Raw genomic sequence first — 12792 nt, forward strand, 5'->3', positions numbered from 1 at the left:
GGCGGGGTGCCGGCCGATCGGGAGCCCGCGTACCGCCCGGTCAGCGCTCCTCGGTCAGCTGCTCGTCCAGTTCGTCGAAGAGCAGGCGCTCGTGGTCGATCTGGCCGGTGCGGTAGGCGGAGCGGGCCACCAGGTGGGCGGCGACCGGGCCGGTCATCATCTGGAAGAAGACGACCAGGGCCAGGGTGGCCAGGTCCATGCCGAAGTCCATCCGCAGTCCGACGCCGGCCAGGACGAGCAGCAGGCCGAGGGTCTGCGGCTTCGTGGCGGCATGGCTGCGCGACAGGACGTCGCGCAGCCGCAGCATTCCGATGACGCCGAGGAGTGAGGTGGCCGCGCCTACGAGGACGAGGACAGCGCCGGTCGTGTCGGCGATCTGGGACCAGGCGCTCACTCGGCCTCCTCATTCGTGCCGGCGGGGGGCGTCGGTCTCGCCCGCGCCTTCGGCCGGTCGCGTACGGCGATGAAGCGGGCGATGCCCACCGAGCCGGTGAATCCGAGGATCGCCAGCACCATCATGATCGGGAAGTAGTAGGGGTCTCTGGAGAACGCGGACTTGGCCCCGAGCCCCGCGATGATCAGGGCGGCGCACACGTCCAGCGCGATGGCCCGGTCGAGCATGGAGGGGCCGCGTCGGATGCGGATCAGCAGGAGCGCCCCGGCGGCGACGATCAGCACCACGGCGGCGGTCAGCAGAATCCGGTCGATGGTCTCGGGAGCGCTCATGCGGTACCTCTGCCCGTACTGGTCCACGGGAGGTCGGGGGGCGGCTGGCCGACGCGGGCGATCTCGTCGCGGGTGCCGAAGGCCCGTACCGTCAGCTCCTCCATGCGCCACACGGAGTTGCGTGCGGCGTCCAGGGCGGTGGGGCTGTCCGCGTCGAGCACATGGAGGAACAGCGTGGCCGTCGAGCGGCGCACCTCGACGATGGAGCCGCCCGGCACGTTGGACACGGCGACGGCGGTCGCGGCGAGCATCAGATCGCTGCGGCAGCGCAGGGGGACACCGATGACGGCGCCCAGGTGGGACCGTCCGTCGAAGATCTGGCGGGTGACCCTCACACCCGAGGTGTACATGTCGTAGAGCAGGTACCCGGCGAGGCACAGGATTCCCCAGGGGTGCAGTCGCAGCCCGAGGTCGACCCTCGGCAGCGGGAACGCCAGGCACACCGCCAGCGCCACGACGACGCCGGTGACGACGTTGGCCCAGGACAGCGAGGACCACAGCAGCACCCAGATGAGGGTGAGCCAGGCGATCAGCGGCAGGTCGATCACCCGGCGGCGCTCGCCGAACTCGCAGCTGAGCGGCGGAAGTTCCTTGTTCCGAAAGGTGAGATTGAGCAGGCGCCTCATCGGCCGAGCACCGCCTCCACGTAGGGGGACCTCGCGATGAGTTCGGCCGCCGCGCGGTCGGTGTACGAGGTCAGCGGCCCGGCGAGCACGGTGAAGGACAGCCCGAGTGCCACCGCCGCCGCCGTCGCCGCCAGCATCGTGCGCGGCAGCCGGGCGGTGGTGGTGACCGCGTGTCCGTGCAGGGTGGCCGCGACGGCGCGGCCGGCCGGGTGGTAGCCCCGCACCACTTCGTCGCCGGTGCCCGGAATCCGGTCGGGGCCCGCGTCGACGTCGTCGTCGGACGCGTCGTCGGACTCCAGGACCGTGCCGTCCTCGGCCTGGCCCGGCGGGGCGGCCCGCCAGAAGGCGAGGTTCCACACCTTCGCCATCACGTACAGCGTCAGCAGACTGGTGACCAGTGACCCGGCCACCAGGATCCAGGCGAGGATGCCCCCGTCCGCGACACCGGCCCTCACCAGGCCCAGCTTCCCGATGAACCCGGAGAGCGGCGGGATACCGGCCAGGTTCATCGCGGGTACGAAGAAGAGGACGGCGATCACCGGGGCGACCTTGGCGAGGCCGCCGATGCGGGTGAGTTCGGTGGTGCCGGTGCGCCGTTCCACGAGCCCGGCGACGAGGAAGAGCGTCGTCTGCACGGTGATGTGGTGGACGACGTAGACGATCGCGCCCGCGAACGCGTCGCGGGTGGCGAGGCCGATACCGAAGACCATGTAGCCGATGTGGCTGATGAGGGTGAACGAGAGCACCCGCTTCAGGTCGGTCTGGGCGACGGCGCCCAGGATGCCGATGACCATCGACGCGAGCGCGGCGATCATCAGCAGGCTGCCGAGCCGGTTGCCGGGGAAGAGCAGCGTCTCCGTACGGAGCATGCAGTAGACGCCGACCTTGGTGAGGAGTCCGGCGAAGACGGCGGTGACGGGAGCCGGCGCGGTGGGGTAGGAGTCGGGCAGCCAGGCAGCGAGCGGGAACACCGCCGCCTTGACGCAGAAGACGACGAGCAGCGTGGCCTGGATCAAGGTCTGTACGCCGAGCGGGAGTTCACCCAGGCGGCCAGCCAGCTGGGCGAGGTTGGCGGTGCCGGTGGCGGCGTACGTCGCGGCGATGGCGATCAGGAACACCATCGAGGAGAACAGCGAGATGATCACGTACGTGGAGCCCGCGCGGATCCGGGGCCCGGTACCGCCCAGGGTGAGCAGGACGAAGCTGGCCACGAGCATGATCTCGAAGCCGACGTAGAGGTTGACGAGGTCCCCGGCGAGGAAGGTGCAGGAGACCCCGGCCACGAGGATGAGGTAGGCGGGGTGGAAGACGGCGACCGGGGTCTCCCCGTCCCGGTCGGCCATGCCCTGGCCGAGGGAGTAGACGAGCACGCAGAGCGTGACGGCCGAGGAGACGGTGAGCATCAGCCCGGAGAGCCGGTCCGCCACCAGGGTCACGCCGAGCGGCGGTGCGAAGTCGCCGAGGTTGACGGCCAGGGGGCCGTTGCGGTCCGCGGCGATCATCAGGGCGACGGACAGGGCGAGCACGGCGGTGAGCACGGTGACGCTGATGAAGCGCTGGAAGCGTTTCATGCGGGTGCCGAAGGCGAGGCTGAGGCCGGTGGCGCAGAGCGGCAGCAGCACCGGCAGTGGGACGAGCGAGTTCATCCGGTGGCTCCTCGGTCGGGTTCGTCCGGCGCGTCGCCCGGCTGCTCGGCCGCGTAGTCCTCCGGGTCCGCGCCCAGCACGTCGTGCCAGAGGTCGCCCGACGCGTCGCGGCCGCGGGCCTGGAGGGCCCGGTCGGCGCGCAGCCGCGCGCTCAGCCGCCGGTGTTCGTCCCGGTAGCGGGCGCGGTCCCCCGGGGTGGGCTCCGCACCCTCGCGGTACTCCGCGCGCAGCTGGGCCCGTTGCTCCATCACTTCGATGCGCAGGGCGATGCGCCGGTCCTCCAGGTCGTCGTGGACCTCGTCGGTGCCGGTCAGCTGGTGGCTGCGGTAGGCCATGGCGAGGAGGAAGGCGGTGGTGGCGAGGGTGATGACGATGGCGGTGACCGCGATCGCCTGCGGCAGAGGGTCGGTGACCTGGTGCAGGGGGACGCCGTAGAGGAGCGGCTCCCTGCCGGCCGACCCGCCGGCGGTCAGGACGAGCAGGTTGATGCCGTTGCCGGCGATCACGGCGCCCAGCAGGATGCGGGTGAGCGGCCGGGTGAGCATGAGGATGCCGCCGACCGCGCAGAGCACCACGCCGGGCACGAGGAGGGAGAGGCTGACCGTCATCGGCCGTCACCTCCCGCCGGGTTCCCGGCCTCGGCGAGCAGGCCCGCGGCACGTTCGATCTGCCGGTCGATCTTGGCCCCGAGCGCGCGCACGATGTCCAGGACCACCCCGAGGACCAGCAGATAGACCCCGGCGTCGAAGAGGACCGTCGAACCGATGTGGTAGTCGCCGAAGACGGGCAGGTGCCCCTTGTGCGTCCAGGCGAGCAGGACCGTGCCCTTGACGAGACCGAGCAGCGCGATCCCTGTGGTGAGGAGCAGTCCGAGTCCGGTGAAGAGTCCTGGCTGGAGCGGCGCCGCCTCCGCCAGTTCGAACCGGCCGCCCGCCAGGTAGCGGGTGATCAGGGCGACTCCGGCGACGAGCCCGGCGACGAATCCGCCGCCCGGCATGTTCTCGGCACAGAACAGCAGGTACACGGAGAGGACGAGGATGGGGTGGAAGAGCAGCCGCGCCATCACCTCCAGGACGACGGAGCGGTGTTCCGGCGCCAGCGTCCCACCGGCCGCCAGCCAGCTCCGCTCGGGTGCCGACTCGTCCCCCTGCGGCAGTCCGGTCAGCCGGGAGGCGGACAGTGACCAGGCGGTGGGGCCTCCGGGGGACTCCTGCGCCCCCGGCCCCTCGCTGCGCCGGTGCCGGTAGATCAGGCTGGTCACCCCGATCGCCGCGGCGGCGAGCACGGCGGACTCCCCCATCGTGTCCCAGGACCGGAGGTCGACGAGGATGGTGGCCACCACGTCCTTGAGTCCGTGGCGTGCGGTCTCCTCGACCATCGCGGCGCCCGCCGGTTCCGCGGTGCGCGCCGCCGCCGCGACCCAGACGACCACGCCGACCGTCCCGGCGGCCGCCAGCGCGAGCGGGATGCGGGCCGCCCGCCGCCAGGCGCTCACCGACTCCTCGAAGCGCACCGGCATCCTGCGTAGGACGAGCACGAACACGATCATCGACACGGTCTCGACGCAGAACTGGGTCAGTGCCAGGTCCGGGGCCCCCTGGACGACGAACAGCAGCGCGGCCCCGTAGCCGGTCAGTCCGGCCAGGACCACGCCCTTCATCCGGCGGCTGACCGTCAGGCAGAACAGCGCCGCCGCGCACGTCAGCACCGCGACGGCGCCCTGGAGCGGGACGTCCCACAGCCGGGGAAGCGCGGCCCCGCGCCAGGGCCGGTCGGTGGCGAGCACGGCGAGCTGGCCGGCCAGCACCACCGCCAGGGTGGTGGCCAGATAGCCGCTGAGCGAGCCGCGCTGGACGAAGCCGGTGATCTGGAGGGCGAGGCGTTCCAGGCCGAGGAGCAGGTGGCCGAAGACGCTGTCGGCGGTGGGCCAGGCGATCCGCCGGGAGACCCGGGTGACGGTGGAGCGCCCGGCGAAGAGCAGCGCGCCGCCCGCCCAGGCGAGCGCCGAGAGGAGCAGGGCGGTGCCGAATCCGTGCCAGAGGGCGAGGTGGTACGGATGCTCGGGAGCGGGGAACGTGTCCGCGTACGCCGCGAACAGCCGTTCCGTCCAGCCGACTCCGGGGCCGAGCACCAGCCCGCAGACCGCGAGGAGGGCGGGCGGCGCGAGGAAGGCCGCGCCGACCGGTCGTACGGGGGTGTCGGCGACGCCGGGCTTACGGGCGAAGGCGCCCCAGACGAACCGTACGGTGTACGCGGTGGTCAGCACCGAGCCCACGACCGTGGCCGCCAGCACCCACCGGTCCGCGAGGTCGCCCTCCAGCAGCGCTTCGAACGCCGCTTCCTTCGCGGCGAAGCCCAGGAACGGGGGGAGCGCGGCCATCGAGGCGGCGGCGAGCACGGCGACCACGCACACGTGGGGCAGCGCCCGGCCGACGCCGGAGAGTCTTCGCAGGTCACGGGTGCCCGTGGCGTGGTCGACGATGCCGGTCACGAGGAACAGCGGCGCCTTGAACAGGGCGTGCGCCAGGATCATGACGGCGGCGGCGAGTGCCGCGTTGCGGTTGCCCGCACCGGCCAGCACGGTGAGGAAGCCGAGCTGGCTTACGGTTCCGTACGCCAGGACGAGCTTCAGATCGTTCAGGCGCAGGGCACGCCAGCCGCCCAGCAGCATGGTGGCGGCGCCGAGCACGAGGACGACGGGCCGCCAGACCGGCACGTCCGCGAAGCCGGGTGCGAGCCGCGCCACGAGGTAGACCCCGGCCTTGACCATCGCGGCGGCATGCAGGTAGGCGCTGACCGGGGTCGGCGCGGCCATCGCGTTCGGCAGCCACAGGGAGAACGGCCAGATCGCGGACTTCGCCAGGGCGCCGCACAGCACCAGGACCACGGCGGCCTGGACGGCCGGTGTGGCCTCGGGCGGGGCGGCCACGATCGTGGAGATCCGGTAGGTCCCCGCCGCCTGACCGATGATCAGGAACCCGACGAGCATCGCCAGGCCGCCGAACGTGGTGACGGTCAGGGCCTGGAGCGCCGAGCGGCGGTTGGACTTCCGCTCGCTGCCGTAGCCGATCAGCAGGAACGAGAAGACCGTGGTCAGTTCCCAGAACACGTAGAGCGAGATCAGGTCGTCGGCGAGGACGAGGGCGAGCATGGCACCGGCGAAGGCCAGCAGGTTCCCGGCGAACCCGGCCAGGCCCGGGGCGTCGTCGGAGAAGTACGACGCGCAGTAGAGCAGCACCAGCGTGCCGATGCCGGAGGCGAGCAGCACCATCAGTTCCGCGAGCGCGTCCAGGCGCAGGGCCACCGACACGTCGTACGCCGGAATCCACTGCCACGACCAGCTGACCGCGTCCCCCGCTGCGGCGCCCTCCCACCGGACGGCCGCCCACACCGTGGCCACGGCCGGGGGCAGTGCCAGGACGAGGAAGGCACGTCTGCCGAGCCTGCGCACCAACGGGCCCGCGCAGGCCGCCAGTACGAAGTGACAGACGATGAGCGCGGTCATGGAGCGGGGTCCTGAGAAGCTTCCGGGACAAAGGGCACTCAGTACAGATATATCGCCCTGTGCCGTTCACTCGTACGCCGCGCCGCGCCCGGAGCGGTTCGGTTCCGCTTCCGGTTCCGCCGCGCCGCCGGTTGCGGTGCGGTCCCGGTCAGAGGTGCCGGGCACAGTCCCCGCTGTGGTCGCAGTACGGCGCGTTACCGGTCCTGCGGCAGCCGCAGAGCATCACCCGGGTCTCGTGGCGGGGTCCCTGCGGGGTCACGACTTCGAGGTTTCCCCGCAGGTGGAGTACGCCGTCGGAGTGCAGGGAGACCCGGGTCGGCGCGTCGGGCACCTCGTCGGGGAGACCGTCGGTGCGGCGGTACTGGAGGGCCCCGCTGGGGCAGCGGTGGATGACGTCGGCGACCTCGTCCGCCGACGCGTTGCCGGGCATGATCCAGGGCTTGCGTCCCACCTCGAACACGTCGGGCAGACCGCGGACGCACTCGGCGGCGTGCAGGCAGCGGTGGGCGTCGTAGCTCACGACGATGCCCTCACCGTCGTACGACCTGGCCGCCGGGGGCGGGGGCGGTTCGCTGGTCACCGGGGGTCTCCTGGGTCTGCTCGGGCTCGGTCCGCACTGTCGTGCGGACGTCTCCAGCGTCTCCCCGCGAGACGTACCCCGCTACTCGGGAGGAAGCGGCACTCCGCGAGTTCGTGGGGATGATGTGGGCGCGCCGTGTTGCACATGTGAGCCCACTTTCTTTTCTTTTTTGCAGTGTGACTAATATCCACGTGTCGAAGTTCTCAATGGATTTGACCAGTCGTCAGGCTGGCCTCACCGCAAGGAGCTTGCCCTGCGCACGCGCGCGTCACGGCGGACCGACTCGACGACCATGTCGTTGCGGACAGCCCTGCTCGTCCTGGCCGTAGTTCCCGGTGTCGCACTGGCAGCCCTGTGGGCCGTGACCAGTGGACAGACACTGCTCGACTTCCAACGCCAGGCAGCCCAGGGACAGTTGGCCGAGAAAGCCGGACAACCGTCCAACATCGTCTACTACAACCTGCAGGAGGAGCGCCGGCTGAGCGCCGAGGCTCTGGCCCGTCCGGGTGCCTCCACCGAGGCGTTGGCGCGCCAGCGTGTGCTGACCGACGAAGCGGTCACCACCTTCCGGTCGCTGTCCGACGTGACCGCCGACGACGCCCCGGCCGAGATCCGCGAGGCGGTGGTCCTGGCCCGTGAGTCGATCGACCGGCTGCCCGGCCAGCGGACCCTCGTCGACCAGGGCGGCAGCGGACAGCAGAAGGCCGTCTACGACTACTACACCGACCTGATCGCCGTGGACCTGAAGCTGTTCGCCGCGCTCAGCCATGTGGACAACGGTCAGGTCACCACGTTGTCCCAGCCGCTCGTGGACCTCTTCTGGACCAAGGAGATGATCTCCCGTTCGGACGCCATCCTGGCCCGTGGCTGGCCGAAGGGGAAGCTGAGCAGCGAGGATCTCCAGCAGGTCCGCGAGGCGGTCTCCGGCCAGTCCTTCCAGTACACGACCAAGGTGATCCCCTACCTGCCCGCCGACGAGCGGGAGATGTGGCGGGAGATCACCGGCAGCGAGGCCTGGGCGTCCAAGTCGCAGGTGGAGAAGGAGATCCTGCGTCCTGCCTCACCGGACCGCGCGGGTTTCGTCGCACTCGGCGCCGAGGAGGAGACCTGGCGCGCGGCGATGGACGGCGTCACCCCTCAGCTGGTGGAACTGCTGGAGCACCGCACCGCGCTGGTCGTCGACGAGGGCAAGGGCAGCGTCATCTCCCTGCTGCTCAAGATGGTCCTCACCACCGTGATCGGACTCCTCGCCGTCGTCGCCGTCGTGCTGACCACCTGGCGGCTCACCCGCAATCTCCGGGAGAGGATCGGCCGCCTCCAGGCGCAGGCCGAGGAACTGGAGAAGGCACTGCCCGACGTCGTGGAGCGCCTCGGCAAGGGCGAGAAGATCGATGTCGAGGCCGAGGCTCGCGCGATCGAGAGCGGCGGCACCGGCGGCAGGTCCGACGAGCTGACGCAGCTCGGCGACGCGCTCAACCTGGCGCGCACCAGCGCCCTCCAGGCCGCCGTCGGCCAGGCCGACCAGCACCGCGGGTTCGAGCGGCTTCTCCAGCGCATCGCGCGCCGTACGCAGCAGTTGATCGGCCAGCAGCTGAAGAAGCTGGACGAGCTGGAGCGCAAGCACGAGGACTCCGAGGTGCTGGAGGGGCTCTACGACCTCGACCACCTCACGGCCCGGCTGCGGCGCTACGAGGAGAATCTGGTGATCCTCGCCGGCGGATCCCCGCACCGGCGCTGGCGCAAGCCCGTACCGCTGCTGGACGTGATGCGTTCCGCGCAGGGCGAGGTCCAGGAGTACCGCCGCGTGGTGCTCGACCTGGACGGCGCCCCGTGGCTGGCGGAGCGGGCCGTCGGTCCGGTCTCCCATGTGCTCGCCGAGCTGATCGAGAACGCGCTGACCTTCTCCAGGCCGCCGAGCCCGGTCGAGGTCCGGGCGGCAAAGGTGAGCCGGGGTCTGGCCATCGAGGTCGAGGACCGCGGGCTCGGGATGGACGAGGAGCAGCTGGCCGAGGCCAACGAGCTGATGAGCCGGCCGCCCCGGATGGATGTGCTGGCGCACGCCGACGACATCCGGCTCGGCCTCTACGTGATCGCCCGGCTCGCCGACCAGCACGGTCTGCGGGTCGAGTTCAGGCCGTCCGCTTACGGCGGCACCCGGGTGGTCGTTCTCGTCCCCGAGGCGCTGACGGTCGCTGCACCGGGTTCACGCCCGGTGGGCGTTCCCACGGCTGCCTCCGACCCGGCCGACGCAGCTCCGGCCGCCGCTCCCCTTCCGGGCGCCCTGCCCACCCGTGTGCAGGGGCAGGCCATGGCGGGCATCACCGCGCTGTCCGGATGGCCCACGCAGCGCGGACGGGCCGGGAACGAGGACACCGGCCCCGAGGCTTCCCTCGACCTCCCCGGACAGCCGTACCCGGAGACCGGCGAGGCGTATCCGGCCGAGGAGCTGGCGTACACGGCCGCCGATGACCCGTACGGGCAGGAGGCCGCCGATGACCCGTACGGGCAGGAAGCGCCGTATACGGTACCCGGACAGCCGTACGCCCCGGCCGACGCGCCGTACGCGGCGGCCGAGCAGCCCTACATGACGGCCGCCGGACAGTATCCCGTGCCGGACCCGGATCATCCGTACACCCCGGCCGACGACCCGTTCGCGGTCCCGGACCGGACCTACGCGGCACCGGAACCCGCGCCTTACACGCCGTCGGAGCCCGCGCCGTTCGCGGCGTCCGGTCCCGCGCCGTACGCGCCGTCCCGGACCGCGCCCCACGCGGCGGCCGGCCGGACCGCGCTGCCGCCGGGCGTGCGCGAACCTGCCGGAACCGGCGCCGATGCGCCCCTCCCGCGCCGGGTCAGGCAGGCCAGTCTGGTGGACGAGCTCCGGCTCGACCCGAGTGCCGGGCCCTCGGTTCCGCGGCGTCCGAAGTGGGACGAGAACCCGCTGCTCCGGCCGGCGCCCCGTAGGGCCGGTGCCGCGATCGGGGCGTTCCAGCGACGGTCGCGTGCGGCCCGCTCGGCCGAGGAGCCTTCGTCCCCGGCGCCGTCCGGTCCTCCCCCGTTTCCCCTCACCACGAGAGAAGAAGATCGGTCATGACACGCACAACGGCGACCCTCCAGGATCTCGACTGGCTGCTCGACGGTTTGGTGGACTCGGTGGCCGAGACCCTGAACGCCGTCCTCCTGTCCGACGACGGGCTGGTGGTGAGCCATTCGCGCACCATCGAGCGTGCCGACGCGGAGCGGCTGGCAGCCATCTGCACCGGGCAGCAGAGCCTCGCCCGGGGTGTCGGGCAGCTCTTCGACGGCGGTTCCGTACACCAGGTGATCGTCGAGCTGGCCGATCTCTGGCTCTTCATCATCACCGCGGGACAGGGCACCCATCTGGCCGTCATCGCCTCCCAGGAGGTCGATGCCGAGGTGATGTCGCTGGCCATGCACAACCTGGTGCAGCAGGTCGGCCAGAAGCTCAGCGCCCCGGCGCGCGGCGAGTTCGACGCCTTCGGCACCGGGGACGGGCAGCGGGTGTGACCCCGCACTGGGAGCAGGAGCCGGAGGAGGACGGCGCGGGCACCATGGTCCGGCCGTACACCATCACCCGTGGCCGGACCGCGCCCGAGCGGGACGACTTCACCCTCATCACCGTGCTCACCACCGCGCAGAACCCGGTGGACGGGCACGGTGCGCCCCTGCGGCCTGTCCGGCTCCAGCCGGAGCACCGCATGATCCTGGATCGCTGCCGCCGCCCGGCGGCGGTCGCCGAGGTCTCCGCCGACCTCGGTCTGCCGGTCTCGGTGACCAAGATCCTGCTGGCCGACCTGGTCGCCCAGGGCCTGCTGCTGGCGCGGGCGCCGCTGTCGGTGGCCCGGGCGTCGGGCGGGGCGAACATGGGCCTGCTGGCCGCCGTACGTGACGGACTCCGGAGACTCTGACCCAATATGACTGACAGCCAGACGGCGCCTGCCGCCGTCAAGATCCTCATAGCCGGTGGCTTCGGTGTCGGGAAGACCACACTCGTGGGCGCCGTCAGCGAGGTCACTCCGCTGCGCACCGAGGAGTACCTGACCCAGGCGAGCATCGGTGTGGACGACCTGGCCGGTGTCGGCCGCAAGGACACCACCACCGTGGCCCTGGACTTCGGCCGGATCACGGTCAGTCCCGAGCTGGTGGTCTACCTCTTCGGCACCCCGGGCCAGGAACGCTTCTGGTTCATGTGGAACGACCTGGTCAACGGGGCGCTCGGCGGCGTCGTCATCGCCGACACCCGCAGGCTCGACACCAGTTTCGCGTCGATCGACTTCTTCGAGAGCCGCGACATCCCGTTCGTCGTGGCGATCAACTGCTTCCACGGCCACAACAGCCGTACGCCCGAGGAGATCCGGGCCGCCCTCGATCTCGACCCGCACGTCCCCCTGCTGATCGGGGACGTGCGCGAGCGGCCGTTCGGCCGCGACGTGCTGCTGGCCCTGGTGGACCACCTGATGGGACTCCCGGCCGGGGTCGGCTGACCCAGGGCCTCCGGGCCGGGTCGGCCGCTTCCTTTCCGTTCACCTCTTTCGCACTGGAGATCTGAGATGGCATCACCCCTGCGCGTCCTCGTCCACGGCGGCGGCATCGGCGGGCTCACCCTCGCGGTCGCCCTGGCCGGGCGCGGTCACACCGTCGAGGTCGCCGAGGTGCGCGACGGGCTGGAGGCGCTCGGCGTCGGGATCATCCAGCCGTCCAACGCGCTCCATGTGATGCGGGAGATCGGTGTGCTCGACGCCTGCGTCGCAGCGGGTTTCGAGTGGGAGGTGCTGACCATCTGCGACCCGGCCGGCGCCACGCTCGCGAAGATCCCTCAGCCGCGGATGGACGACGCCCCGTCCAACAACGGCATCCCGCGCCCCGCCCTCGCCGAGATCCTCGCCACCGCGGCGGCCGCGGCCGGCGTCACGGTCCGTTTCGGTACGACGATCGCCGAGCTGACGGACGACGGCTCGGGCGTGGACGTCACCCTGTCCGACGGTACGGCGGCACGGTGGGACCTGGTCGTCGGCTTCGACGGCATCGGCTCGCCGCTGCGGACCCGGCTGTACGGCGACCGGTACCGCCCCGAGTACACCGGCTTCGCCAACTGGCGGGTCACCGTGCCGCGGCTGCCCGAGGTCCAGGGTGTCGTGATGAGTACGGGCAACCGGGCGGCGAAGGCCCTGCTCACCCCGATCACCGACGAACTGATGTACCTGGGCGCGGTGTTCGCGGAGGCGGAGGACTTCAGGCCGGACCCGGCGCAGGCGCACGAGCAGCTCAGGGAGCGGCTCGCGGGCTTCGCGGGCCCCGTCGCCGAGGCGCTCCGGCACGTCGACGACCCCTCCGCCGTGGTGTACTCGCGGATCTCGCAGGTGACGGTCGAGGAGCCGTGGCACGTCGGCCGGGTCGTCCTGGCCGGGGACGCCGCACACGCCTCCACCCCGCATCTCGCACAGGGGGCCGCGATGGCCGTCGAGGACGCGCTCGTGCTGGCCCTCTCGCTCGAGGGCACGGACGACGTGGCCGAGGCACTCGACGCGTGGGAGGCCCGGCGCCGTCCGCGCGCGATGTGGGTGCAGAACATGTCCCGCGCCGTGCTCAAGCAGGAGACCGGGTGGGCGACCACGCCGGAGGAGGACGAGCTGCTGAAGGTGGGTATCCCCGGCGCGGCGCACGTGCTGGTGCAGCCGTACTGAGCGG

Annotated in this window: 12 protein-coding genes; 5 read left to right on the forward strand and 7 right to left on the reverse strand. The window is 71.6% G+C overall.

Annotation, left to right across the window (positions count from 1 at the left end; genetic code table 11):
* Nucleotides 1-40: 40 nt before the first annotated feature.
* The 7 genes from mnhG to AB0C82_RS09025 form a co-directional block, all read right to left on the reverse strand.
* Complete coding sequence (mnhG, locus tag AB0C82_RS08995; RefSeq protein WP_362837891.1) at nucleotides 41-394, reverse strand: monovalent cation/H(+) antiporter subunit G; 354 nt, start codon at nucleotides 392-394, stop codon at nucleotides 41-43.
* Nucleotides 391-726, reverse strand: coding sequence for a monovalent cation/H+ antiporter complex subunit F (locus AB0C82_RS09000; RefSeq protein WP_362837893.1), 336 nt, complete (start codon nucleotides 724-726; stop codon nucleotides 391-393). The genes mnhG and AB0C82_RS09000 overlap by 4 nt, the downstream gene beginning before the upstream one ends.
* Nucleotides 723-1352: a Na+/H+ antiporter subunit E gene (locus tag AB0C82_RS09005; RefSeq protein ID WP_362837895.1), complete on the reverse strand. Its 630-nt coding sequence runs from the start codon at nucleotides 1350-1352 to the stop codon at nucleotides 723-725. The genes AB0C82_RS09000 and AB0C82_RS09005 overlap by 4 nt, the downstream gene beginning before the upstream one ends.
* Nucleotides 1349-2998 carry a Na+/H+ antiporter subunit D gene (locus AB0C82_RS09010; protein WP_362837897.1) on the reverse strand — a complete coding sequence of 550 codons (1650 nt, stop codon included), beginning with the start codon at nucleotides 2996-2998 and terminating at the stop codon, nucleotides 1349-1351. Before AB0C82_RS09010 ends, AB0C82_RS09005 begins: the two co-directional genes overlap by 4 nt.
* Nucleotides 2995-3606, reverse strand: coding sequence for a Na(+)/H(+) antiporter subunit C (locus tag AB0C82_RS09015; RefSeq protein ID WP_362837899.1), 612 nt, complete (start codon nucleotides 3604-3606; stop codon nucleotides 2995-2997). Before AB0C82_RS09015 ends, AB0C82_RS09010 begins: the two co-directional genes overlap by 4 nt.
* Nucleotides 3603-6503, reverse strand: coding sequence for a Na+/H+ antiporter subunit A (locus AB0C82_RS09020; RefSeq protein WP_362837901.1), 2901 nt, complete (start codon nucleotides 6501-6503; stop codon nucleotides 3603-3605). The genes AB0C82_RS09015 and AB0C82_RS09020 overlap by 4 nt, the downstream gene beginning before the upstream one ends.
* Nucleotides 6504-6651: 148 nt before the next feature.
* Nucleotides 6652-7083, reverse strand: a complete 432-nt coding sequence (locus tag AB0C82_RS09025; RefSeq protein ID WP_362837903.1) for a (4Fe-4S)-binding protein — start codon at nucleotides 7081-7083, stop codon at nucleotides 6652-6654.
* 292 nt (nucleotides 7084-7375) lie between these two features.
* Here AB0C82_RS09025 and AB0C82_RS09030 point away from each other — a divergent pair, with 292 nt between their 5' ends.
* From AB0C82_RS09030 to AB0C82_RS09050, 5 genes are all read left to right on the forward strand, one after another.
* On the forward strand, nucleotides 7376-10177 hold the full coding sequence (locus tag AB0C82_RS09030; RefSeq protein ID WP_362837905.1) for a nitrate- and nitrite sensing domain-containing protein: 2802 nt from the start codon (nucleotides 7376-7378) through the stop codon (nucleotides 10175-10177).
* Nucleotides 10174-10611 carry a roadblock/LC7 domain-containing protein gene (locus AB0C82_RS09035; RefSeq protein ID WP_362837907.1) on the forward strand — a complete coding sequence of 146 codons (438 nt, stop codon included), beginning with the start codon at nucleotides 10174-10176 and terminating at the stop codon, nucleotides 10609-10611. The genes AB0C82_RS09030 and AB0C82_RS09035 overlap by 4 nt, the downstream gene beginning before the upstream one ends.
* Nucleotides 10612-10655: 44 nt before the next feature.
* The gene (locus tag AB0C82_RS09040) at nucleotides 10656-11012 is read left to right on the forward strand and encodes a DUF742 domain-containing protein (protein WP_362838406.1); all 357 of its coding nucleotides are present in this window, start codon (nucleotides 10656-10658) and stop codon (nucleotides 11010-11012) included.
* Between the two features lie 6 nt (nucleotides 11013-11018).
* Nucleotides 11019-11588 (forward strand): ATP/GTP-binding protein, encoded by a 570-nt coding sequence (locus AB0C82_RS09045; RefSeq protein ID WP_362837909.1) that lies wholly within the window; start codon nucleotides 11019-11021, stop codon nucleotides 11586-11588.
* Nucleotides 11589-11654: 66 nt separating this feature from the next.
* Nucleotides 11655-12788 (forward strand): FAD-dependent monooxygenase, encoded by a 1134-nt coding sequence (locus tag AB0C82_RS09050; protein WP_362837911.1) that lies wholly within the window; start codon nucleotides 11655-11657, stop codon nucleotides 12786-12788.
* The last annotated feature ends 4 nt before the right edge of the window (nucleotides 12789-12792 follow it).

The organism is Streptomyces sp. NPDC048560, from assembly GCF_040650955.1.
In the GTDB taxonomy this organism is placed as follows: domain Bacteria; phylum Actinomycetota; class Actinomycetes; order Streptomycetales; family Streptomycetaceae; genus Streptomyces.